This window comes from Candidatus Avelusimicrobium sp. (assembly GCF_051874775.1).
Classification (GTDB): Bacteria; Elusimicrobiota; Elusimicrobia; order Elusimicrobiales; family Elusimicrobiaceae; genus Avelusimicrobium.
The window spans coordinates 120,414-144,193 of sequence record NZ_JBJEGE010000008.1; the positions used below are offsets into that span (position 1 = coordinate 120,414).

17 protein-coding genes are annotated in these 23,780 nt (G+C 48.7%); 8 read left to right on the forward strand and 9 right to left on the reverse strand.

All coding sequences use genetic code 11. The features are described from left to right. Positions 1-2 precede the first annotated feature (2 nt). Positions 3-1,523 carry a lysine--tRNA ligase gene (gene lysS, locus ACI351_RS01525; RefSeq protein WP_439733493.1) on the forward strand — a complete coding sequence of 507 codons (1,521 nt, stop codon included), beginning with the start codon at positions 3-5 and terminating at the stop codon, positions 1,521-1,523. A gap of 70 nt (positions 1,524-1,593) precedes the next feature. On the opposite strand, the gene ACI351_RS01530 is transcribed toward lysS, so the two are convergent. After that, on the reverse strand, positions 1,594-2,811 hold the full coding sequence (locus ACI351_RS01530) for a hypothetical protein (RefSeq protein ID WP_439733494.1): 1,218 nt from the start codon (positions 2,809-2,811) through the stop codon (positions 1,594-1,596). Between the two features lie 136 nt (positions 2,812-2,947). Between ACI351_RS01530 and ACI351_RS01535 the strand changes: the two genes are divergently transcribed. Further along, positions 2,948-5,311, forward strand: a complete 2,364-nt coding sequence (locus ACI351_RS01535) for a sodium-translocating pyrophosphatase (protein WP_439733495.1) — start codon at positions 2,948-2,950, stop codon at positions 5,309-5,311. A gap of 56 nt (positions 5,312-5,367) precedes the next feature. Here the strand turns inward: ACI351_RS01535 and ACI351_RS01540 are convergent, their stop codons facing one another. Beyond that, entirely contained in the window at positions 5,368-5,859 is a 492-nt protein-coding gene (locus ACI351_RS01540; RefSeq protein WP_439733496.1) for a DUF805 domain-containing protein, read from the reverse strand. A 72-nt stretch (positions 5,860-5,931) separates the two neighbouring features. Here ACI351_RS01540 and ACI351_RS01545 point away from each other — a divergent pair, with 72 nt between their 5' ends. From ACI351_RS01545 to ACI351_RS01560, 4 genes are read left to right on the forward strand one after another with little or no spacing between them, the layout of a single operon-like run. Then, positions 5,932-7,152, forward strand: a complete 1,221-nt coding sequence (locus ACI351_RS01545) for an ABC transporter permease (protein ID WP_439733497.1) — start codon at positions 5,932-5,934, stop codon at positions 7,150-7,152. 7 nt (positions 7,153-7,159) lie between these two features. Next, on the forward strand, positions 7,160-7,825 hold the full coding sequence (locus ACI351_RS01550; RefSeq protein ID WP_439733498.1) for an ABC transporter ATP-binding protein: 666 nt from the start codon (positions 7,160-7,162) through the stop codon (positions 7,823-7,825). After that, positions 7,822-8,793 (forward strand): tetratricopeptide repeat protein, encoded by a 972-nt coding sequence (locus ACI351_RS01555; RefSeq protein WP_439733499.1) that lies wholly within the window; start codon positions 7,822-7,824, stop codon positions 8,791-8,793. Before ACI351_RS01550 ends, ACI351_RS01555 begins: the two co-directional genes overlap by 4 nt. Continuing rightward, positions 8,793-9,398 (forward strand): tetratricopeptide repeat protein, encoded by a 606-nt coding sequence (locus tag ACI351_RS01560; protein ID WP_439733500.1) that lies wholly within the window; start codon positions 8,793-8,795, stop codon positions 9,396-9,398. Before ACI351_RS01555 ends, ACI351_RS01560 begins: the two co-directional genes overlap by 1 nt. Before the next feature lie 206 nt (positions 9,399-9,604). On the opposite strand, the gene ACI351_RS01565 is transcribed toward ACI351_RS01560, so the two are convergent. Together ACI351_RS01565 and ACI351_RS01570 are read right to left on the reverse strand one after the other, a co-directional pair. Next, positions 9,605-14,110 carry a J domain-containing protein gene (locus tag ACI351_RS01565; protein WP_439733501.1) on the reverse strand — a complete coding sequence of 1,502 codons (4,506 nt, stop codon included), beginning with the start codon at positions 14,108-14,110 and terminating at the stop codon, positions 9,605-9,607. Between the two features lie 161 nt (positions 14,111-14,271). Then, a complete protein-coding gene (locus ACI351_RS01570; RefSeq protein WP_439733502.1) occupies positions 14,272-15,597 on the reverse strand; it encodes a PhoH family protein in 1,326 nt (441 codons plus the stop codon). 133 nt (positions 15,598-15,730) lie between these two features. On the opposite strand from ACI351_RS01570, the gene ACI351_RS01575 reads away from it, so the two are divergent. Beyond that, entirely contained in the window at positions 15,731-18,091 is a 2,361-nt protein-coding gene (locus tag ACI351_RS01575; protein ID WP_439733503.1) for a DUF3536 domain-containing protein, read from the forward strand. Positions 18,092-18,157: 66 nt separating this feature from the next. Here the strand turns inward: ACI351_RS01575 and ACI351_RS01580 are convergent, their stop codons facing one another. Next, positions 18,158-19,012: a sulfide/dihydroorotate dehydrogenase-like FAD/NAD-binding protein gene (locus ACI351_RS01580; protein ID WP_439733504.1), complete on the reverse strand. Its 855-nt coding sequence runs from the start codon at positions 19,010-19,012 to the stop codon at positions 18,158-18,160. Between the two features lies 1 nt (position 19,013). Continuing rightward, positions 19,014-20,402, reverse strand: coding sequence for an NADPH-dependent glutamate synthase (gltA, locus tag ACI351_RS01585; RefSeq protein ID WP_439733505.1), 1,389 nt, complete (start codon positions 20,400-20,402; stop codon positions 19,014-19,016). A 149-nt stretch (positions 20,403-20,551) separates the two neighbouring features. Between gltA and ACI351_RS01590 the strand changes: the two genes are divergently transcribed. Continuing rightward, positions 20,552-20,917 carry a YtxH domain-containing protein gene (locus ACI351_RS01590; RefSeq protein WP_439733506.1) on the forward strand — a complete coding sequence of 122 codons (366 nt, stop codon included), beginning with the start codon at positions 20,552-20,554 and terminating at the stop codon, positions 20,915-20,917. 487 nt (positions 20,918-21,404) lie between these two features. Here ACI351_RS01590 and ACI351_RS01595 read toward each other — a convergent pair whose 3' ends face one another. The 3 genes from ACI351_RS01595 to ACI351_RS01605 are packed head-to-tail and all read right to left on the reverse strand — an operon-like array spanning position 21,405 to position 23,719. Continuing rightward, complete coding sequence (locus ACI351_RS01595; protein ID WP_439733507.1) at positions 21,405-22,352, reverse strand: glycoside hydrolase family 3 N-terminal domain-containing protein; 948 nt, start codon at positions 22,350-22,352, stop codon at positions 21,405-21,407. Positions 22,353-22,387: 35 nt separating this feature from the next. Then, positions 22,388-23,260: an alpha/beta hydrolase gene (locus ACI351_RS01600; protein ID WP_439733508.1), complete on the reverse strand. Its 873-nt coding sequence runs from the start codon at positions 23,258-23,260 to the stop codon at positions 22,388-22,390. After that, on the reverse strand, positions 23,261-23,719 hold the full coding sequence (locus ACI351_RS01605; RefSeq protein ID WP_439733509.1) for a nucleoside-diphosphate kinase: 459 nt from the start codon (positions 23,717-23,719) through the stop codon (positions 23,261-23,263). It lies immediately after the preceding gene. Positions 23,720-23,780: the final 61 nt, after the last annotated feature.

A 23,780-nucleotide genomic window follows, 5' to 3' on the forward strand; every position in this document is an offset into this window, starting at 1 on the left:
CGATGTCTACCGAAAAAACACAACAACCGCAGCACAATAACGCGCTGAACGAAATCATCGCCCAGCGTTACGCCGAAGTGGAAGAAATCCGCCAATTGGGGGTGCCCCCCTATCCCAACCGCTGCGAAAAACAAATTTCCTGCTTGGAAGCCAAAAACGCCGAAGAAGGCGCCGAAGCTGTTACCGCTGGACGCTTGGTCCAGCTGCGCTTAATGGGCAAAGCGGCATTTGCTCACTTGCGCGATTTTTCCGGCCGCGTACAGCTCTACATCGCCAAAGACCAGCTGGGTGAAGAACCTTACGCTTTCTTTAAAAAACACGTAGCGGTGGGCGATTTCGTCTCCGCCGCCGGACACGTGTTCATCACAAAAACAGGTGAAAAAACCATTAAAGTAACCAAACTGACGCTGCTTTCCAAAGCGATCCGCCCGATGCCGGAAAAATACCACGGACTGCAAGATACCGAAGTCCGCTTCAGAAAACGCCACTTAGATTTAATCGCCAACGAAGAAGTGAAAGACATCTTCGTCAAACGCGCCAAAATTATTTCTTCTATCCGCCGTACGCTGGATGAAAAAGGGTTTTTAGAAGTGGAAACGCCGATTTTAAACCCCTCTTCCGGCGGTGCGATTGCGCGTCCGTTTGAGACTTTTCACAACGCCCTCAAAATGCCGCTTTTTATGCGTATTGCGCTTGAACTGCACCACAAACGCTTAATTATTGGCGGAATGGACAGGATTTATGAAATCGGACATATGTTCCGTAACGAAGGTATCGACACTACCCATAATCCCGAATTTACGATGATGGAATTGTACCAAGCGTACGGAGACGTCAATACAATGGCGGATTTGTTCGACGAAATTTTAGGCAACGCCGCCAAAGCGATCGGAGTGGAAAAAGTAAATTTTCGCGGGTACGAAGTGGACTTGCGCCCGCCGTACAAACGTCTTTACATCCCGCAGGCGTGGCAGGAAAAATTCGGCCGCGATATCCACGAAGTGTTAAACGGCCGCCAGTTCAACCGCGCAAAATTGGAAGAAGTCGCCCGCGAACAAGGCGTTAAATTCAGCTCCGACGATTCCGATGCCACCATTTTTGACGAATTGTTTGAAGGCAAGCTGCTTGCGGATTACCACAATCCGGTCATTGCGCTTGATTATCCGACGGCTGTCAGCCCGTTCTCCAAAACCAAACCCAATGATCCGGAATTGGTGGAACGCTTTGAAGTGTTTGTGAACGGACAGGAACTTGGCAATGCATATACCGAGTTAAATGATCCGGCCGACCAGTTGGCCCGCCTAAAAGACCAAGCCGCCGCCAAAGCGATTGCCAAAGGAGAGGACGCTGAAAACGCCGATATTTTGGACGCCGATTACATTGAAGCGATGGAAAGCGGTATGCCGCCAACGGGCGGAATGGGCATTGGTATTGACCGTATTATTATGATGCTGACCGGACAGGACTCAATCCGCGAAATTATCCTGTTCCCCACGCTTAAAAAATTAGACGAAGAAAAATAAGTTTCAACCGACATACAACAGGCCCTCTTAAATAAGGGGGCCTGTTTTTCGTTCGAATGATATCCGATACTTACGGGACAACCGGTTCAGGTTCGTAATAATGTCCGTTCACTTTAACGGACTTTCCCTGCTTGGCTTGCGGCGTGTGCATTGCGTCCTCCATTGGGCGCGAACGCGAGAACGGAGCGATGTAAAACATCGTTTTAGACGGCGCAAAAAATTTCATCCACTCGTCCAAAACCATCGGCTTATCTCCCGCCAAAAAATTATCGGACACCGCCAACACATATCGTCCGTCTCTCATCAAAACCACTAAAGAAGCAGTATGATAATTCCACTTGGGCGCCATTTGGCCCGACGATAACTGAAAACGTGATCCTTTCGCCGGAATAAGCGCTCCTCCGGCAAGCAACGGCGCCGCCGTTATTTTATACACGCGCAGCGGCTTGCCGTTTTTGGATGAAAAATGCGTTACTGCCCGACACAGGCGTCTGCATAGTTGGTAACTACAATAGGCACATTCATCGTTTACGTAACGATATGTACGATTAATATTGGCAGATTTAACGCCCACCTTCCGGTCTAAATCCTCCATTCTGACGGACGCCGATTCAAAAGTAACCACCTTATTTTTATTTTGTTCCAAGTTCCGGCGTAACTCACGCGATAAAAAAATTTTGTCTGCTTCCGACAAACTTACCGACATTCTGCTGCCCAAGGCATAATAATACGCAGGGCGGTTAAAATAAATCGGAGCATTAGACAACAAACGCATAAACGCTAGTTCACGCCGGTCATTGACGCCGTCTTTTACCTGATAATTTTTAGGGGAAAAACTATTAAAAAAAGTAAAGAGTCGTTCTTTTATTTCCATTTTATGGTCTTTGTAAAATTTCTCCGCACCGGCCGTTTTATACATCGTCCGTATCCAACCGAATGAATCTAGCACCCCCAAATAATCCGTTGTTAGGCGGGCAGGCATATCCTCCCCGTAACAGGCCGTACTGATGTACATATTAAACAAATAAATAGCAGTAGCACGAATTTGTGCCTCCTCCTCCCCCCACCCGAATAGCTTGTCCCAAAAACCGATTTCTTCCGGCATACGGTCATTAGACGGATAATACCGCAGAAATGCCAATCGTTCTATACCGGCATTTTGCATCCCAACCTTCCGCCTGCATATTGTTTCCAATGAATTGGAAAACGGCGTGCGGAAAGATTCGGCCGAAGCAGATACGGTAAAAAATATTAAAAAGGATAGTAACAAATATACACATTTTCTCATACATTATAGTATAGAAAACAATCTTTAGTACGACAAGGATCTACAGATCTATTGTAAAGGAACGGACGGACAACACTCCGTTTTTGAATTATAATATAAGAGATGAAGGGTCTATTCTATTTACAAGGAGATAATTATGTGGTACGGAATTACCGCCCTGCGGCCGTTTGAACAATATGCGCTATTCGGCGTATTGTTTATTGCGGTCTTGGGGCTTTTATATGCGTTTTTCCTGCGCAGACAGGTAATTCGCGAAGATACCGGCACTCCCGCTATGCTAAAAGTGTGGGGAGCCATACGGGAAGGCGCCAACGCTTACCTTAAAAGACAGCTCAAAACCATTTTGCCGCTTATCGGGCTTTTAACGGTCTGTCTTTTCCTGTCCGTCTATATTGTACCCGTTTCCCAAGATTCTATGGAACGGTTTGCGGGCCTCAGCCCTGAAACGGTAAAACTCATCGCGGCTTTTGGGCGCGCGGGCGCGTTTATTTTAGGGGCGGTGTTCTCCCTTTTAGTGGGTCAGTTGGGGATGCGTATCGCCGTGGACGCCAACGTCCGCGTGGCGGCCGCGTCCAAACGCGGGTTCGGCGACGCACTTCGGATTGCCTATCGCGCAGGTACCGTTACCGGTATGCTGACAGACGGGCTCGGACTGTTCGGCGGAACGATTATTTTTATTATTTTCGGCATCGCCGCGCCGGACGCTTTACTCGGCTTTGGGTTTGGCGGCACGCTCCTCGCACTCTTTATGCGCGTAGGCGGCGGAATTTATACCAAAGCCGCTGATGTGGGAGCCGACCTTGTGGGCAAAGTAGAAGCGGGCATTCCCGAGGACGACCCGCGCAACCCCGCCGTAGTGGCTGATCTTGTCGGTGACAATGTGGGCGACTGTGCCGGTATGGCCGCGGATATTTTTGAATCGTATGAAGTGACCATTGTATCCGGCCTTATTTTGGGTATCGCTTTGTGGAGACTTACCGGCCACCACGAATGGATTGTATATCCGCTGCTCGTACGCGGGATTGGTGTGCTTTGTTCCATTATCGGCACATATGCCGTAAAAGATTCCAAACGCTCCGCCGGAAACGCAATGAAAGCCATTTTTAAAGGCTACAGCATTTCGGCTGCTATTTCCGTCGTCATCTTTGGTGTACTGGCGTATTTCTATATGAACGATGTCCCGGGCGGTTGGTGGCGTCCGTTCGCCGTAACCACCATTGGCATTTTGCTGGCGATAGGCATTGACCGTCTGACCGAATACTTTACGGGCACTGAAAATAAACCCGTACAGGAAATTAAAAAATCTACCGCTACGGGTTCGGCCACAACTATTCTGTCCGGCCTCGCTGTGGGAATGGAATCAGCCGTATGGACGACGCTCGCTATCGCGGCGGCGATTTTCGGCTCCGTGATGATTTTCGGCTCCGTGGACGGTTTAACTCCCGCCGAAAAGTTTAACTTTATCCTCTACGGCGTAGCGATGACGGGTATCGGTATGCTGACGCTGACGGGCAACAACGTGGCGATGGACTCCTTCGGCCCGATTGCCGACAACGCCAATGGCATCGGCGAAATGTCTTGGCACGGGCAAGAGGACGAAGAAACCAAAAAAGCGCGCCAGATTATGGCGGACTTGGACGGCGTGGGCAATACCACCAAAGCTATTACCAAAGGCGTGGCTATCGGATCGGCAGTGATTGCGGCCGTGTCGCTGTTTGCGTCTTATATGGTGGACGTAAGCAACGTCCAGCGTCTGCTTAACGACGCTTGGGCCGCCGCGGGAGAAGATAAAATCCTGCCGCTTCTGTCCCAAGTGGGCATTGTGGTTTCCAACCCTGTCGTTTTTGTAGGAATGTTAATTGGCGGCGCGCTGCCGTGGCTGTTTTCGTCGTTTGCGATTAATGCCGTCAGCCGCGCGGCGGCGCTTATCGTGCAGGAAGTCCGCCGCCAGTTTAAAGGAGGCGTTTTGGAAGGCAAAACGCAGCCCGATTACACCCGCGCCGTAGGGATTTCCACCATCGCCGCGCAGAAAGAACTTATCATCTTGGCGCTGCTGGGCATCGTCTCCCCGATTGTAGTAGGTCTTGCTTTCGGCGTGGAAGCCTTAGGTGGATTCTTGGCGGGGATTATCATTTCCGGCCAGCTTTTGGCTGTATTTATGTCCAACGCGGGCGGCAGCTGGGATAATGCCAAAAAAGTGGTGGAGGACGAACCTTCCGACCTTGCAGCCAACACCGGAAAAGGATCCGAACGCCATAAAGCCAGCGTAGTGGGCGATACCGTGGGAGATCCCCTTAAAGATACCGCCGGTCCCGCCGTCAACCCGCTAATTAAAGTGGTTAATATGGTGGCCGTGCTCGTCGCGCCGATTATCGTCAACTACCACAACGATTTTACCCCGTTGGGCAAAATCGGCTGGGTAATTGTCATTGCACTCTTGGCGGTTCTCAGTTGGGCGATTTTGTCCAGCAAAAAGCCGGCGCAGGATTTAAACAAATAAGTTCGATGACGCAAAAAACGCCCCCGTTTTAGCGGGGGCGTTTTTTATTTTAACCGCTATAACTTAAAATCAATACGTTTGTCATTCGGGTTCCGCCCCTCTTCCTGCTGCTTAACCTCCATAAATCCATTAAACAGCGGAGGCCGTTCTCCAAAAGCGTTTTTACCGATATTGCCAGGCAACAGCACCAAAGCCAAAAAACCAAAAAATGTTACTATCATATCAGGGAGCAACATTCCAGCAACTCCCAACCATACGACTAAACCGATTACCATCAACAACAACCAACCCGATAACCCAATATCGTGCATACGACGAACAATAGCCGTATAAAAAACCCACATCACTAAAAAATCTAAAGCTACTGCAGGAACACCTGTTATCAACACAACCGTTGCCCGCCATAATCCCTTCGGCTCCTGCCGAGAAAAGGCCTCAATAAAAAAGACAATTTGTGTAAGCAAAGAAGATACCGCAAACGATCCAATCCAAGTGGTTAAAAACTCTATCCGTCCGGAACGTCCGCTAAAACGCAAATAATGTTTCATATTATCACACCTCCGAGTATTTCTTCTTTTTTAACACACATAGATTATACATAAATAAAGTACAATATACCTATGAAATTTGAACGATTTATTGCCGTGCGCTACCTTACGCGCCGCCAAGGGCTGTTCGCTTTTATTACCACGCTTATCGGCGTGGCGGGCGTCAGCGTGGGGGTGGCAGCACTGATTACCACATTATCCGTAATGAACGGCTTTCAAACCGATATTAAAGACAAAATCATCGGCGCGCAAAGCCATATCCTCGTTTTCGGGCAGATGAGTAAAAAAACATATCCCGAAAAAATGAAACAAATTGAACAAATCCCCTTGGTGGAAGCCGCCGCGCCGCATATTTACGGGCAGGGAATCATCACGTATGCGGGGCAAAGTTTAGGGCTTGTCGTACGCGGATTGGATCCGGAGCAGGAAAAGAAAATCAACACGTTGGCGGACTCGCTGACTGCGGGAACCTTTGATCCCAAAGACTGGGCGCAAGACGCGCCGCCGCCGCTCGTCTTGGGGACGGAACTAGCCGCCAATATGGGAGCGGACGTCGGAGACGATGTAGTGTTGATTTCTCCCCAATCCATTTCCACCTCGGCAGGAATGTTTCCCAAAATGAAAAAATTCCGCATAAGCGGACTCCTTCGCACCGGATATTACGAATTTGATAACACTATTGCTTATACGCTTCTGCCGCACGCCAGCGATTTTTTAGGTCTTAAACAGGGTGTAACGGGAGTGGCCGTAAAACTCAAAGACATCAACAAAGCCGACGAAGCCGCCCGAGATATCCAAAACACCATTGGTTACGGGTATTCCGTACGTACGTTCGCACAGATGAACAGCACGTTATACGCCGCCTTAAAACTGGAAAAAACGATGATGTTTATTATCTTGTTCCTCATTATCGGCGTAGCATCACTGAACATTGCGGGAAACCTTATTTTGCTCGGTACCGAAAAACTGCGCGATATCGGTATTCTGCGCGCTATCGGAGCAAGCCCGAATCTTATCCGCAAAGTATTTATGTGGGAAGCAATGGTTATCGCTACATTAGGTATCGTGCTGGGGTTTCTGTTGGCGTGTTTATTGTGCTGGATTATCGCCACGTTTCAAATTGTAGAACTTCCCGGGGATATTTATTACTTAACTAAAGTGCCGGTACGTATGCTGTGGAGCGATGTACTGGCCGTTGTGGGCGGAAGTTATTTAATCTGTTTTACCGCGGGGCTGTATCCGGCGGTAAAAGCATCGCGCGTGCACCCCACGGACGCTATCCGCTACGGATGAGAATACTATGATAGAACTTGTACACTTAACTAAAATTTACGGCCAAGGCAAAGAAAACCTGTGTGTGTTAGAGGACGTTTCGCTGACTCTCAGACGCGGAAAATTTACAGTGCTTTTAGGCCCCAGCGGTTCGGGTAAAAGCACGCTTTTAAACTTAATCGCGATGTTGGACGCCCCCACCTGCGGCACAATTCTCGTAGACGGAACTGATGTTACCGCCATCAAAAGCGAATCCGTGCGATCGGCCCTGCGTCTTAAAAAAATGGGATTTGTATTCCAGTTTGACGGATTGCTGCCCGAATTTTCTCTCTTGGAAAATGTGGATATGCCCGCCTTGATGCGTGGAAACCCCAATCCCGAAAAAGCGCGGGAACTGTTAGAAAAATTCGGCTTGGGCAAAATGACAGACAAACTACCGGCAGATTTATCCGGAGGAGAAAAACAGCGCGCAAGTATCGCACGCGCATTACGCAACGAACCGCCGCTTTTACTGGCGGACGAGCCTACAGGCAACCTAGATGCAGCACGTAAAATCCAAGTGTTTGAAGATTTTGCCCGTATGAGTAAAGAAAACGGCTTGACCACCGTTATGGTCACGCACGATGCGCACGCCTCCGAATATGCAGACAATGTATTCCAACTTGAAAACCGCAAACTGGTAAAAATCAAATGAAAAAAACGCTTTTATTGGCGATTCTGTTGGCCGCCGCCGCTTTAAATGCTCCTGCCCGCCAAATGCAAAAGCCTTTCTTTCCGGCCGACAATTCCGCCGACCGCTTGGATACTTACGATGAACTTTACCAAAAAGAACAACGCAAAACCGCCGAACGCCGCTTCAAACAGCTCCGCGCCGAAGTACGCGGCGGCTACGCCGAATCCGCCAGAGAACTGGCGTGGGCTTATTACCGCGGCGAAGGCGTAAAAAAGAGCGATAAAAAAGCCTATAAATATATGAAAAAAGCCGCTCAAACGGGAGATGAGAACGCCGCCGTAATGCAAGGGGTTATGCTGGCGTACGGTAAAGGAGTCCGCCAGAATTTGCCGCTTGCCTGCGCAATTTTTACGGAGCTTGTCCAAAATGACAATCCCCACGCGATGTTCCAACTGTACCTGTTGGCCGCGAAAGATAACTGTACCGTACCCCCCGAAGAAAAACAACGGATGTTGGACACGGCCGCCCTGCGGGGAATCGCGCCTGCATTATACGAAAAAAGCCTTTTATCCGCCGAAGAACCCGAACAAGCCTTTCTGTATATGGAACAAGCCGCCCGCCTAGAATATCGCCCCGCGCAATATGCGCTGGCCCGAATGTACGAGACCGGAAACGGTACGGAAACAAACCCCGCCAAGGCGTTTGATTATATGCTACTAGCCGCCAAACAAAAACTTCAAGAAGCACAGTGGCAAACTGCCCAATGGTACGAAGCGGGATACGGCGTCAAAAAGAGTCTGCCGCTGTCGTTTCACTGGACAAGAAACGCTGCCAAAAACGGCGTAAAAGAAGCACAACAACGCTTGGCGCAAATGTATAAGGAAGGAGCGGGAACGGTCGTTAATGTGGGGCAAGCCCGCAAGTGGGCAAAGAAAGCCTCTGAAAACGAAAAAACTCCGGTCCATCAAACCGAGGAGGAATTTTATTAATGCAAAACGCTTTACATCCCGTTCTGGTAGGAATATTGTCTTTATCAGCCGCAGGCTTCGTGCTGATGTTATATCAACGCTTGCGCAATCCATTTAAACAAGTTCTCCGCCAAGCCCAAGCGGGCGAAGCGGACGCACAGTATCGCTTGGGGGTGTTGTATTACCAAGGGAAATACACGCCAAAAGACGATAAGCAGGCATTTTATTGGTTTGAAAAATCCGCCGAAAACGGTAACGCCCGCGCAATGACGGCTTTGGCCGGACTTTACAATGCAGGACAAGGCTGCCGTAAGGACGAAACTCAAGCGTTCCGCCGCTACCAAACCGCCGCCGAATGGGGCGATTTTGAGGCCCGCGTAAATTTGGCCGTCTGTTATCTGCAAGGTATCGGCACCGGAAAAAATGACTCCGCAGGATTTGAAATAATGAAAGCCGCGGCGGACGACCACAGCCCTCTTGCCCAATTTCTGACGGCTGATTTATATGAACACGGAATTGGTGTGGAAAAGAACGAAACCTTGGCATTAAAATACTATATTTTGGCGGCCAAGCAGGGTGAACCTCGTTCTAAAGAAAGAATTAAGAAATTAAAATCAAAAAAATAAGCAAATACGGAATTCATTCTTCGCAACACCCCTGCCAAAAACGGGGCTATTTTGTATGTAAGTAAGTGGGGCTGCGGCGCGAAATTTTCGGAGTGCTTATTTTCATTGCTAACAACAACTCCCAGACCACTGCGGGTAAACTATAAAAGGACAGCATATATAATAACGCCCCGATTTTACTCGGGGCGTTACAAAATATATATCTCTTAATACACTAAGGATGATGTGGGTGCAGTTTCATCCGGCAATAGTTCGTTTGCTCTCTCTTGTTGGAACGACGTCGTGATTATAAAAAGATTCCAATTTCTATCCTGCTGCGCTTTCTTCTCCCATTGTTCGACAAAACCCACCATCTTACGGTCCATTTCCTCTCTGGTGCTTGAGGACTGATAAGCATCCTCAAGCCCCGCGCGCAATTCGTTCAAAAGAGAGGAAATATCTTGATGTAACATTGTTGACTTCATTTCCAAGGTATCAATCTGCACTTGATAGGCCAGCCTCAACTCCTGCCGTTTCAATTGCTGACAGCGGGACAATACCTTCGGATCTCCAGAGGGAATACCCGTTTTCTGAAGCATTTTTAGGTCCGACAAAGCTGATTGAAAAATCTGGTTGGCTTGATTAAAAAGTGCAGCGTGCCGCTGTTCATCAAAACCATTCTCATATAGAGAGAGTTTAGCGTTGTACCACAATTTATACACATCAGTAAACATGTTTTCAAATTCGATTTTGCTAACTTTCGAATCAAGTGCTTGATTCCACTGAACGAGTTTGTCATTGAAATCTTCCCACGCCTTATAAAGCGAGTTCGACTTGTCTGTAAGCGTGCCTTTACCGCCATATATCCGTTCCAGTTCTTGTTGAGAAGAAGAAATTAACTGAGCCATTTTCCGCTCCTCACGCGTAAAAGTGTCTGCTCCCATTTGCTGCTTCAAGAGCTTAAAAAGCGATTCGCCATTCTCTTTGGTCTTATTTATCTCCGCCACTATATTATCGTACAATACTGTCACCGTATTTTCAGTTACAGCTTCTTCATATCGGCGCAGTATACGGTCGACTCTCAACCGGTTCGCTTCTATTGCAAAACGGGTCTCAACCCCATCATTCATAAACGGCGACGAGACAAGCTGCGTGCTAGCAAGGCCGTGCCACGCGGCAGTAAGGGGAAACAAAGCACTTGCTCCAGCGAACGAGGGTTCTTCCGCGGCACGCACATCACCAAGCACGGATTGATTGGACAGCGTAATTTCTTGATCCTCAAGGACTTTACTTGTCTTTTCCATAGCGTCTTGATCTTCTTCCAACAGTTGAGGATCATATGCATCCTCAAAACGTTGCTGCACTTCTGCTACGGCTCTATCAGCATTGGTATCCACATATTGTTGGTAAAAATTCCCGAGCAACGCATCGAGTCCATACAGTCCACCAAAGAAGGCAGTATTTCTGAATAAACGGCCTCCCCAGCGGCCTGAGAGTATATAGGGAAAGCCCAACGCTTCCGTCTGCCCCGTACGCGATAAATGCACGCCCAACTGTTCTGGCACGGCTCCCCAGTTCCCCTCATTGAATCCAATCCCTTTGGCAGACATGGGAGAAAAGTCCTTTGGCACATTTGTTCCTATCGGTTTGGTAATCGCCAAAGATACTCCTTCCGGTGATTTAGGCAGTGCTGCCGCCACGGTTTTGGTATCCGACAACAATAATTTGGCATCATAGGCACTACGTCCAGCCGGTGTTTTCAACGTAGTGTAAGCGGCGTTTAACTCTTTCATCATCGCGTCAGCCCCTTCAGGCCCCAGCTTATCCGGATGGACTTCACGCGCCAATCTCCTATAAGCCAGTCTAATTTCCTTCTGTGTAGCCGTTCTGCTTACGCCCAGCAAGGAATAATAATCGGATACGACCTCTTTCCCCTCCCCTTTCAAAACGTTTCCCAATTGCATAAATTCTTGTTGATTAACACGTACCCAGCCCGAGTCGGTATATTTCCAATAATCAAAAACACCTTTGCCGGCCTCTTTTGCCGCATCTTTTTGGAAAGCGCTAGCGGTCGCGCGCAATACACGTTTTTCATCGTAGATTTGGCCAGCAATAGTTTGATAACCAAATAACGGTTTAAGAGCGGCGTTCCACCACGAGGAAAATGGGCGTAACGATTCTCCTGCCACAGACAAGTGCAGTCCATTCGCCGTACGGGTATTACGCACTAAATAGCGCCAATCATCCCAGTTACGAATACCGAATTGTAATCTTTCGGCTTTTACGCCCGTCAGCGTCGCTGCTTCAAAATTAAATCCGGGGCGGTGTACTGTAACGGTCCACTCCTCTACAGAGGGCAGGCTTCCGCGCCACCAGCCGCGGCTGTTGCGCAAGCCCCGCATAGATGTAGCAGACGATGTAACCGCTTCTTCCGCCACGGTATACGGTGTTTTATTCCACAACGAGCGGACTTTAGCCGACCAACCGCCACTAGTGAAGGATTTCCACCCAGACTTAAGATGAGAGATAACACTCGAGTTGTTCCACCACAATCTGGATCCAGTCTCCGTGGTAACAGGCGGCGGAGCTAAACGCGGAGCATTGGCGGGTGCGGCACCGACCCCTGCTGCATTGTTTGCGGAAGCAACAGGCTTTCTTACTTTTTCCATACGGGTGGCGGCCACCGTTATCCCATGTTCGGGCAGAACACGAGACAAGTTGGCATAGCGGACTCCTTTTTTTATTTCAATACCAAAGCTGATCGCCCGCCGGCCCTTATTGGCCTTAAAAGCTGCACGGGTTGCTTTCGGCAGCGCCAATGTAGCGCCCCGCGCCACACGGAAAGCTCTGCCCAACAAAGCCAAGAATTCCGCACCGATACACCAAAGAAGCACTTCCGCCGCAAATGTTAAGATTCCAACATCTAAATCATTTTTTACTTTGTGCGGATTCTTTCCGTTGTCAAGACGCATTTCAATCCACTCGCCATTTGATTTACGACCTGCCCCATAAAATGTTCTCAAGTGGAGATCTCCGGCGCCAAAACCGTTACCGTTATATTTCCAAGCCTCCAGCATCGATGGCGAACTAAGCGGACGCAAACGGGGAATTTCATTATATGTATTTTTAATTGTACAGAGACCACTCTTCGTCTGTGTGATATCCGAGTACCTGACCGGATCCCAGTCTGGATGTTCCAGTTTCAAATCAGCATTGGCAAAACCGTTGTAGATTCCCGCCAGTTTATCAGATAGTATCCGCATTTGTTCGGCGTCCAAGCCGTATGTTTTGTACTTGACGCTATTCAGCGAGGCATAGATATCCACCGTACGGGCAGCCAGCAACCGTTGGGTTTCAAAAGGCAGCGTAATAAACCGGTGGTGCAATTCAGGTGCATTAGCCACAAGACTGTTTTTGCGAATATTTGCCATCATGTCGTACCGTTCCTCTTCAGTAGGTTGTGGAACCAGCACGCTGGTAGCCTCTAATGCAAAAATGCGCGTAGGTAAAGAATAGGAGTCCGGATCTGTAAAAGACGGCAATAAATCGGCCACCTCTATATCCCTTGGGCTAGATGCTATAAGAGCAAACTGCAAATGTTCACGAATTGTTTGAAAAATAACATTTAACACCGTTGTATTTTTCTGCAAAAAATCAGTGGATCGAGGACCTTCATCTAAAACAGCAACGATCCGGTTTATTGTTTTCGGTTGATACAGAATGGCCGACATTACAGCAAACTCCGTCCACAGTGCCATCTTTTGATACTCGTCACTGCTTTCATCGGGGGATTGATCGCTGATCTTTTTAATCTCCTGCACAAAGCTATTCATCATTTGCTGATACATATCAGGCGAGAAATACTGAAAGACCTGCACCTCTCCGTCAACTATAGCCCACGTTGCGCTTGTTCCGGCCGGTCCCCGTCTTTCGAACAAAGGATTTTCCTGTAGGGTCCTTTCGTAATACTGATTTACTTTCAACAACAGCATCCGCAAAGTACCAATAGTTTGAATTTCTTCGACGGACCTTTCATCAACAGATTGCGCCTTATTTTCAAGCGCCTGCAAACGGAAGATAGCACGTAACTGCAATTCAAGCAGATCCATTTCCTCAATGATTGCTGCCTGATCGGAGTCCAACGTATTGCCCAAAATCTCGGCCACCACAATGGTAAAAAGCAAATTATCAGGTTGATCAAGAATTGGATCCAAATATAACATCAGGTTTTCCCACGATTCTTCTGCATTGGTAATACGGTTAATCAACTGGTCGACTGTTGGGGAGGCTTCTTGCAGCGTATGCATGGCATGTTCGGGATTAAAGGAAAGAAAATCCGGCAAGTACCGAGACAGATCTTGCGAAGAAATGTTCCCTTGGGGATTAAGGGAAAAGGAATCCGGCAGGTGCTGGGAGGGCACTTTCACCGCTGCTAACGATGAGTAAAACAAAGGAGCAGGCTGATGCAGCTCAAACAATACCGGGTACAATTCAAACACATCTTTTGCGTTCGCATATTCTTCCCTTAAGCGCGCCAGACGCTGATCATACGATTCCTTTCGTGATTCATCTACAATTTGTTGAACTTGGCTTGAAAGATGACTAAAATCGGTATTTAAAGTCGTTAAATCCGGCTCGTGAATGGTAAACGTCTGTTGAGCCAACAAATCCGTCGGTGAGAGAATGGTAAACGTAAAAATAACAGCCATTATCCGGCTTAACCAAGTAGTCATAGGAATCCTCATATCAATATATATGTCTTATTATTTATTATAGCTGTTTTTGCACGATTTCCCAGAGGGAAAAAGCCCCATATTTCATATAGGTCAAAAGACCTATATAAAAAGCAAAAGGGTCCGCAAAAGCGGACCCTTTTGTATCATTGCTAAAACGTCTATAACAACTTTGAAGCCAAATCCGCCAGACGACTGCGTTCCGTTTTGGTAAACGTAATATGCCCGTAGGATTTTTGGCCTTTCAAGCGGTCCACCAAATACGTAAGACCGTTGGATTCCACATCCAGATACGGCGTATCAATTTGGTACGGGTCGCCGGTAACGACAACTTTCGTTCCCTCACCCGCACGCGTCAAAATCGTTTTCATTTCGTGCGGGGTAAGGTTCTGCGCGTCATCTACAATAATGTATTGGTTTGGCAGCGAGCGGCCGCGCATATGCGTAACGGAGGCAATTTCGATTTTGCCGCTGTCCAACAGATAATGCGCTTTTTCTTCGCCCTCTTCCGGATTTTTACGATCGGCCAGAAACGCCAAGTTATCATAAATGGCACCCATCCACGCTTCCAACTTTTCCTCTTTTGTGCCCGGGAGAAAACCCAAATCTTTGCCCACGGGAACAATCGATCGGCACACCACCAATCGGCGGTACGCGCTTTCGTCCATTGTGCGCTGCAAGCCGGTAGCGAGCGTGATAAGCGTTTTACCCGTTCCGGCAGTACCGACGAGGGTAACGATATCCAAACTGTCATCAAGCAAAAGTTCCATGGCAAACCGCTGTTCCTTATTAAGCGGCTTAATACCCCACGCAGTCGGCTCCTGCGACGAAAGCGGACGGAGTACAAATTCCCCGTTATTGGCAATGCGGCCGATAGCGGATTTTTTACTGCCGTCGTTTGTTTTCAAAATAATAAATTGGTTAGGGAAATACACAGTGGAGTCCATGGGAAGCTGCTTATCACGGTAGAAGGCGTCAATCTCGGTGGGAGACACTTCCAGCTCGTTCATACCGGTATAGAGTTCATCCATATTTACTTTGTCGGTGGTGTAATCCTGCGCCGAAAGCCCAAGCGCTTCGGCTTTCAAACGCATATTGATGTCTTTCGTTACTACAAATACCGGCGCAGTATTTTTTTTGTAAGAACCTTCTTTCTTGCTTAGCGTATAGGCGATATTTAAAATAGAGTTATCTGCCTTGTTAAACGACAAAGACGGCGGCAGAATATTCGGCCGGTCCAGCTCGATTTTAAGCGTACCGCCTTTAGGCAATTTTACCCCTTCGTTCAGGCGCCCCTGTGCGCGCATCTCGTCCAGTGCGCGGGAAACCATACGGGCGTTTTTTCCGCGCGTATCGCTGGCGCTTTTAAACGAATCCAATTCTTCAATGACGGCCATCGGGATAATAATGTCGTTATCCTCAAACGCGTGCAAACAATTTACATCGTGCAGCAAGACGTTGGTGTCTAAGATAAATATTTTTTTCATAGTCGCCTCTCTGTGCGCCGGACGGCGCCGTTACTATTAGTATAAATCCGTTTCCGACGAAAATCAAGTAATTTCCCCGCCGCAGGATCTCCGGCTTGTGCATATTTTAGCATTAATTGGTATAAATATATATATGAAATACCTTTGCATACACGGACATTTTTACCAGCCGCCGCGCGAAAATGCTTGGTTGGACGAAATTGAACGCCAAGAAAGCGCGGCGCCGTTTCACGATTGGAACGAACGCATCTGCGCAGAGTGCTATTCGCCCAACGCGTTGGCACGCGTACTCAACGACAAACAAGATTTAATCGAACTTACCAACAATTACGCCCACATCAGCTTTAACTTCGGGCCGACGCTCTTGTCTTGGATGGAGAAGAAAGAACCCGAAGTATACCAAACCATTTTGGAGGCGGACCGCTTAAGCCAGAAACGCTTCGGCGGCCACGGAAGCGCCATAGCACAGGCGTACAACCACATCATTTTGCCGCTCGCCAATGCACACGACAAAGAAACGCAAATTAAATGGGGAATCGCCGATTTTAAAAAACGCTTTGGCCGCGAACCGGAAGCATTATGGCTGGCCGAAACAGCCTGCAACACCGAAACGCTGTGCGCGCTTGCGGACAACGGAATGAAGTTCGTTATTTTAGCCCCCGGTCAATGCGCGCGCATACGCAAAATCGGCGAAAGCGCGTGGCAAGATGTCGGCGCAGCAGTAGACCCCAAACGCGCGTACCAATGCAATTTACCGAACGGCAAAACTATTGCGCTGTTCTTTTATGACGGCCCAATTTCGCAAAGTATTGCCTTTGCGGATACACTTTCCTCGGGGGAAAAATTTGCTTCGCGCCTGTTAAGTACATACAATACCGCAGACGAACCGCAGTTAATGCACATCGCCACCGACGGAGAAACATACGGACACCATCAAAAATTTGCCGATATGGCACTGGCATACTGTCTCAAAAAAGTGGAAGAATTACCGGACGTGGAACTGACCGTGTACGGCGAATTTCTGGAAAAACATCCGCCTGAATACGAGGCGCAAATTGTAGAAAATACATCGTGGAGCTGCTTTCACGGAGTGGAGCGGTGGCGGTCGGACTGCGGCTGCAATTCGGGCCGCGCGGGCTGGAACCAAAAATGGCGCGGGCCGCTGCGTGCCGCGCTTGACTTTATCCGCGATGAAATGATTAACACTTTTGAAACAATCGGCCGCGAGTACTTTAAAGATCCGTGGGCCGCGCGCAATGATTATGTAGAATTAATGATGGACCGCAGCTTGGACGCGCAGCACCGCTTTTTCCTGCGCCACGCTACCGAAAAAGCGTGGGTCAACCGCTCCACAGCGTTAATGCTGCTGGAAATGCAGAAAAACGCACTGTTTATGTATACCAGCTGCGGCTGGTTCTTCGATGAAGTAAGCGGTCTTGAAACGGTACAGATTATGCAGTACGCAGCCCGCGCATTGGAACTCAACCGCCTGATTACGGGCAACGACTTGGAACCTGCATTTGTGGAAAAACTGGCTTTAGCGCCAAGCAATTTAAAAGAAATCAAAAATGGGGCCGTGGCATACGAGCGCTACGTGAAGCCGCAGGCAATGCCGATTGAAAAAATCGCGCTGATGCACATTGTTACCCTGCTGGCAGATGAAACGGGCAACCCGCACCGCGCATACGAATGTGAGGTTTTGTCATTTGAACCCAAAAAGCTGACGTCGGAAGGAGCCTCTTTGTGTTACGGTACCATTACGCTTAAATCTACCGTAACGCTGTTGGAACGCAACTTGCCGTTTGCCGTATTCCGAAGAGGAGCGGCAGAATTTGTCTGCGCCGCCGGCGACAAAAGCGACCGCGGGACCGTTTTCGCACAGCTTGAAGAATTGTTTCACGCAGCCAAATATGAGGAACTGGCTCCCTTCATCCGCGGCAATTTTGAACAAGAACATCCGCTTTTGTCAATGACGCCTGACGTGCGCCGCAAAGTAACCGACGTTACCCTGCGCGCAATGGACGAACAAACAGATAAGGAATTTACACGCGTGTTTGAAATGCAGTATCCAGTCGTGCGCGCCTTGCAGTTAATTGGCGCACCAATCCCCAAAACATTTCTTTCCGTAGCGGAATTTGTTCTATCGGCCGACTTAAAGGCGGAATTCCGCGCTTCCGACGTAAACATAAACGCACTGGAAGAATTAATGGAGGACGTTAAAACGCTGGGAATCGACGTCTACAACGGTACGGTAAAAGATGCGGTAACCGAAAAGCTGACGTTTCTGGCTTTCTCGTTTGCGCGCAAACCGCAGGAGATGACCGCCGCGCTCAAGTTGGTGGAATTTCTAAATTACGCCGACATCTTCGGCTTTAAGCCCGATACGGTCAAAGCACAGGAATTTGTTTTCTTCGGATTGCGCACATTAGGCGAAGACGCCAAGAAAAAAGATATCCTGCGCGCACTGGCGCGGAAACTCAAAATCGCACTCTAACCAAGTTTGTTCTAACACAAACTCCCGAAACGGAAAACCGCTTCGGGAGTTTTTTGCCCTGATAACTTAATGTAAACCGCACTTACAAACGTGGTCTTTTTCAAACCTTTCCAAGCTTTCTTTTTCCTGCGGCTTATATTCGCTGGTACGGCGGATAAGTTCGTCAAAATCAATCGTTTTGGACGGAAACATCGGGCCTTCCACACACGCAAAACGCACTTTTCCTTCCACTGTTACACGACAGCAGCCGCACATACCGGTACCGTCAAGCATAATGGGGTTCAAGCTGGAGAATGGTTCCATTCCCAGTTTGTCCATTAAATGCGAGGTAAATTTCATCATCGGAATCGGACCGATAATAAAACCGGCAGCAATTTTTTCGCCTTCGTCGTACAGTTTTTGGATAGCGTCGGTTACCATTCCTTTCATTCCGAAAGAACCGTCATCGGTAGTGCTGACGGTTTTGTCGCACAAAGCGGACATTTCCGGCTCCAAGATAAGCAAATCTTTCGTGCGCGCGCCGAGCACCGCAATCACCCGATTACCCGCTTCTTTAAATGCGCGGGCAATCGGGTACACTTCGGCGATACCCACGCCGCCGCCTACCACAGCCACTGTGCCGTAGTTTTTAATTTCCACGGGGGTGCCCAAAGGACCGGCGACATTCAAAAATTTTTCACCTTGTTTCAAGGAATTAAACATCGCAGTTGATTTGCCGATCGCCTGAATGATAACAGTAATGGTGCCTTTTTCCGCGTCCCAGTCCACAAGTGTAACGGGCACACGTTCGCCGCCCTCACGTCCGCGCAAAATAACAAACTGTCCCGCCTTGGCGGACTTGGCGATGAGAGGGTTGTAGATCACAAATTTCACCACCACATCGCTTAAATTTTCTTTTACTAAAATGGTATTTTCTTCCATATTATTTTCCCTCAAGATATTTGTTAATGCGTCCGGCGGCTTCAATACCGTCTTTCATCGCCAAGAGTACTGTTGCACCGCCGCGGATAATATCTCCCCCCGCATAAACGCCCGCAAGCGTGGTTTTGCCTTCCTCGTCCAACTCCAGCACCCCGCGTTCGGTGGTTTTCAGTTCGGGCGTTGTTTTGGCAATAATCGGGTTGGGTTTCTGCCCGATGGCCACAATAATAGTGTCCACGGGAAGTACAAATTCCGATCCGGCGATTTCCACGGGCCGTCTGCGGCCTTTTTCGTCCGGCGCGCCCAATTCGTTACGCGTACATTTAAGCCCAGCCACGCGGCCTGTTTCGTCCACCACTACCTCTTTAGGCGTTACCAGATATTCAAACACTACGCCTTCTTCCTTGGCGTGTTCTACTTCCGCTGCACGCGCGGGCATTTCGGCTGCGCTTCGGCGGTAAGCAACTGTCACACTGTCCGGCCCCAAACGCATTGCACAGCGGGCCGCGTCCATAGCACTGTTTCCCCCGCCTAAAACTACGACACGTTTGCCTATACGTATCGGTGTATCCGTTTCGGGGAATTTATAGGCTTGCATTAAGTTTACGCGCGTTAAAAATTCATTTGCGCTGTATACGCCCACGGCATTTTCACCGGGGATACCTGTCAGCGTAGGCAGCCCCGCGCCGGAACCAACGTATACAGCATCAAACTCTTTCAACAAATCCGAAATTTTTTCCGTTGCGCCCACAAGCACATCCGTGCGGAATTTGACCCCCATAGATTGGACAGTTTCGATTTCGTGATCGATAACTTCGCGCGGCAAACGGAACGAAGGAATCCCGTAACGCAGTACACCGCCAAACGCGTGAAGCGCTTCAAACACGGTTACATCGTGGCCGGCGCGCGCCAGTTCGGCTGCCGCCGCAATAGAGGACGGGCCGGATCCAATACACGCCACTTTTTTACCCGTGGGAGCCGCACAGACCGGCGTTTTGAGAAGCCCTTCTTTGCGGGCGGTGTCAGCGGTATACCGTTCTAACTGACCGATGTTGACAGATCCAAAGCGGTCTTTTAAAATACAGTTGCCTTCGCAATGTTTTTCCTGCGGACAGACGCGTCCGCAAATGGCAGGAAGCAAACTGGTTTCCATAATTTTGCTCACGGCTTCACCCACTTTATCATCTTTGAGCAGCGCGATAAACGCCGGAATCTGAACCCCTACGGGGCAATTAGCCTGACAGCGCGGATTTTTGCAGTTTAAACAACGGTCTGCTTCAGCCAACGCTTCTTCTTTGGTAAAAATCTGGGCCACTTCTTCAAAGTTGCGTTTGCGCACGGCAGGATCCAACTGTTTGCCATTATGGCGAGGTGCGGACGGATTGGGCATAATGAATTCTCCTTACAAACTAATTCAAAAATACGATGGGCAAAAAATTATTTTGCCGTTATACTACAATAAATGGAGGGAATTTTCTTCCCGCTGTTTGTTGTACAATATATATATAACATTATAGCAAAGCAAAAGGAGGGGTATATATGTGTCATAAATGTCATTGCGGGGGAGCGGGTCTTGCCGCTTTTGTATTTGGGGTGCTGGCCGGCGCAGTGGCCGGAGCCGCCGCGGGAGTGCTTTTTGCACCTGCAAAAGGGGAAACCACCCGCCGAAAACTGAAAAAATTAGCCTCTGACGCATATGAGGATCAGAAAGAATTCATCTTGGAACACGCAGGAGACTTGAAAGAAAAAGTAAAAGAACGCGCCAACGAAATGCGCGAAAAAATTGCCGACAAAGCCGAGGAGGTACGCGAACGTCTGGCTGACGGAAAAGAAAAAGCGGTAAAAGAATTTGCAAAACGCAAAGAAGAAATTACCGCCAAATTCAAAAAAGAAGAAGATAAATAAATGCTTTTTTAGGTTTGTTGCGAAAGGCTCCGCAGTACGGAGCCTTTTTGATGGTTGCTTCAATTCAAGGAACAATTTAGCTTTTTTTGTTACAAACCCTAGCGATTTACATTCCCCGCCACCCGACTGCAGCACCCCCCTCTGCCACCTTTTTCATCCTGAGAAAAATAATAGGTTAATAATGTGCCAACACGCTAAGTGCCTTCTTGGTCAAAAGGACGGGTGCAGCCGCTCAGCCCGATATCAACTTCGTCCAAACAAATTGGGATAGGCTCCGTTGTCCTCATAATATACATACAACATACGCGCAATCGCCTGCATATTGAAAAAAACGGGTCAAGGCCCAACCGCAGGGATCCCTGCTCGTCCGCATTTCTACAATTACCGGAAGCAAGCTATTTGAGATATGGCACAACCTTATACAGAGAAGTAATCCGTAAAAAACCGCCCCAGAAACGGAGCGGATTTTTTTCCACCAATAAATTGTTTATTTTTCAAGAGATTGGCAAGCCAATGAAAACGCGTCTTTTAAATCCATCGGGGCCGGCCCCGCGTTTACTTTGCTGATAAACATTTCGTGATTGGATACGGCCCGCGTAATTTCATCAAACAAAAATCCTTTGTCGGTTTCACGTTCCACCGCGTCAATAACGGTCTCGGCATTTTTAGGCGCAAAGATATCTTCCACGCCGCAATGCAGCATTTTGACAGCACTGGCCTCCTCGTAACGCAGACGCGCTTTAAACAGAGGGAAACTGACTACACAGCCTTTATAATTGAGCCGCTTTTTCAGAAGTCCTTTAATCATTTTGTCCGACAGCATTGCTTGATTGTCGTTGTCAATGTTGGGAAACGTCATATCGGACGGCATAATGCAGTCCGCACGGCGGAAGACGTGTTTATAAGGCACAAACTCCGCGTCCTCCATTTGCGCTAGCGTCTTAAGTACCCCTGAGACCCCGGGAAAATACTTTACGCAATTAAGCGCTCCGCCGTTGGAAAGCCCCGCAATAAAATCCCCCGCCAGCCGCGTAACGGTCATTGGGTCATCCCCAAACGCCGCAGACGAATATCCCAAATCCACCACGGGCGCAAGCACCCAGTCAAGCCCTGCCGCGCGCGCCATACGCGCCGTAAGGTTTCCCTTGCGGTAAGCCGCATCCTGCGGAACGGGAAAAGAATTTAAAGAGAGATTAGAAGCAAGCACGGGAGCATCAGTAATAATTTCGCTTAAATCTTCGCCGATATCCGCACAGAATAACAAGCGTCCGTACGGCGAAATATCATTCATTCTGCGGGTAAAGTCAAGCGTTTCCTGCGCCGTACCGCCGTATACACAAAAACCGCCTACGCCGCGCCGCGCCAAGTTGGCGGCTTCTTCAAAACTGCTTTCACCAAAACAAAAACGGGGAAAAACAATACGCGCTGGTTTCATACAAAAGACTCCTAAAACGTGCAGACGCTAAAATTTTACTCCAATACAGACGGAACGAGTGCCTCTTCCGTAGCGGAAGGCCCAATAAATACGTCTCCGGCCGTTTCACCGGAATTTTCCGCCGCCGAATCAAGCGCTTCGTCCGGCAGCACTTCGGGGCGGCGCGGCGTTTTAAGCCATTGAATAACCGACGGAATCAAATACTTATCCAACATTTCGTGCGACGTTAAATCGTATGCCGTTAAAAAAGTAACGCGTCCGTTATCCTCTCCGGTAGATACATAGGCCACATTGCGAATGACGCTGGCCTCCAAAAACATTTTTTTGTCCGCCGCACCTGCGGCGATAAGCACATTGCCTTCTTTATATACGCGCAAGGACGGAATCGTCAGCACATCGCGCACATTGGTGGCCGGGCTGATCAGCGCAAGCATAGGAATCTCTGGCGCGAACGTCACGCTCTTGGCGGCCACATTGGCGCCTAAACCGGTGCCCAACACGGCTATATCCGTATCCGCAACGCCCTTTTTCTTCAAAAAAGCGATCGCGGCCAGCACATCGCGCGTCATTTTGTTAAATTCGTTATCCACACCCTCTTTGGCAAAAGAGGCCGCATTACCTTTACCCGTGCTTTGGCCATATCCGCGCAAATCCACAGCTAAATACCCAAAACCAGCGCGCGCCAAAGCATTTTCAAAAGACCTAAACGCTTCTTTCGTTTTACCTAAATCGTGCAACAGCACAACGGTACGCTCTCTGTCCTGCGCTGGCATATAAAGCGCAGACAAAGCCCATCCGTCCTGCGTATCAAGTGTAACGGGAGTTTCTTTGATCTCCGCGCCGGACAACGGCAAGCCTAAAGCAAGCAAAGCTGCCGGCGCGAAGTTTTTTATAAGACGACCAAACATTTAGCGGTCCAACACCTCTTCGGGTTTAAACCAAAGCGCGATTTCTTTTTCCGCGTCCTCCGGCGAACCGGAAGCGTGTACACAGTTTTGCATAACTTCGCCAATAAAGCGGCCAAAGCTGCCGCGAATCGTCCACGGAGCGGCTTTTTCCGGATTCGTACTGCCGATTTCCTGACGGATTTTGGCAATGGCGTTTTCTCCCTGAAACACAAACGCGTAAATTTTATGGTTGGGTACATTGTTGAATTCACCCATCATATACTGGATAACTTCATCCAAAAACGGTTTGCCTTCCAAGTTTTTATAGTGGGCGCGCGCCAACTCTTCCGTAAGCGAAACAACCTTGGCCCCGGTCATTTGCAAGCCGAGGTGATCTAACCGGTCCAGAATCAGACCGCTGATGCGCTTTTCAATAGCATCAGGTTTAATAAGAACAAGTGTTCTTTCCAAATATCTCATACAGACATTATACCAATATCGGCTGGCCTGTCAATCTTTTTGCGTATGCGAAGGAACTTAC

What these genes read in the sequence shown, in the direction of transcription:
- ACI351_RS01545 (WP_439733497.1), top strand. Translation starts at nt 5,932, where the DNA reads ATGAAATTTGAACGATTTATTGCCGTGCGCTACCTTACGCGCCGCCAA.
- ACI351_RS01540 (WP_439733496.1), bottom strand. Translation starts at nt 5,859, where the DNA reads ATGAAACATTATTTGCGTTTTAGCGGACGTTCCGGACGGATAGAGTTT.
- ACI351_RS01590 (WP_439733506.1), top strand. Translation starts at nt 20,552, where the DNA reads ATGTGTCATAAATGTCATTGCGGGGGAGCGGGTCTTGCCGCTTTTGTA.
- lysS (WP_439733493.1), top strand. Translation starts at nt 3, where the DNA reads ATGTCTACCGAAAAAACACAACAACCGCAGCACAATAACGCGCTGAAC.
- ACI351_RS01600 (WP_439733508.1), bottom strand. Translation starts at nt 23,260, where the DNA reads ATGTTTGGTCGTCTTATAAAAAACTTCGCGCCGGCAGCTTTGCTTGCT.
- ACI351_RS01550 (WP_439733498.1), top strand. Translation starts at nt 7,160, where the DNA reads ATGATAGAACTTGTACACTTAACTAAAATTTACGGCCAAGGCAAAGAA.
- ACI351_RS01580 (WP_439733504.1), bottom strand. Translation starts at nt 19,012, where the DNA reads ATGGAAGAAAATACCATTTTAGTAAAAGAAAATTTAAGCGATGTGGTG.
- ACI351_RS01535 (WP_439733495.1), top strand. Translation starts at nt 2,948, where the DNA reads ATGTGGTACGGAATTACCGCCCTGCGGCCGTTTGAACAATATGCGCTA.
- ACI351_RS01605 (WP_439733509.1), bottom strand. Translation starts at nt 23,719, where the DNA reads ATGAGATATTTGGAAAGAACACTTGTTCTTATTAAACCTGATGCTATT.
- ACI351_RS01575 (WP_439733503.1), top strand. Translation starts at nt 15,731, where the DNA reads ATGAAATACCTTTGCATACACGGACATTTTTACCAGCCGCCGCGCGAA.
- ACI351_RS01595 (WP_439733507.1), bottom strand. Translation starts at nt 22,352, where the DNA reads ATGAAACCAGCGCGTATTGTTTTTCCCCGTTTTTGTTTTGGTGAAAGC.
- ACI351_RS01555 (WP_439733499.1), top strand. Translation starts at nt 7,822, where the DNA reads ATGAAAAAAACGCTTTTATTGGCGATTCTGTTGGCCGCCGCCGCTTTA.
- gltA (WP_439733505.1), bottom strand. Translation starts at nt 20,402, where the DNA reads ATGCCCAATCCGTCCGCACCTCGCCATAATGGCAAACAGTTGGATCCT.
- ACI351_RS01570 (WP_439733502.1), bottom strand. Translation starts at nt 15,597, where the DNA reads ATGAAAAAAATATTTATCTTAGACACCAACGTCTTGCTGCACGATGTA.
- ACI351_RS01530 (WP_439733494.1), bottom strand. Translation starts at nt 2,811, where the DNA reads ATGAGAAAATGTGTATATTTGTTACTATCCTTTTTAATATTTTTTACC.
- ACI351_RS01565 (WP_439733501.1), bottom strand. Translation starts at nt 14,110, where the DNA reads ATGACTACTTGGTTAAGCCGGATAATGGCTGTTATTTTTACGTTTACC.
- ACI351_RS01560 (WP_439733500.1), top strand. Translation starts at nt 8,793, where the DNA reads ATGCAAAACGCTTTACATCCCGTTCTGGTAGGAATATTGTCTTTATCA.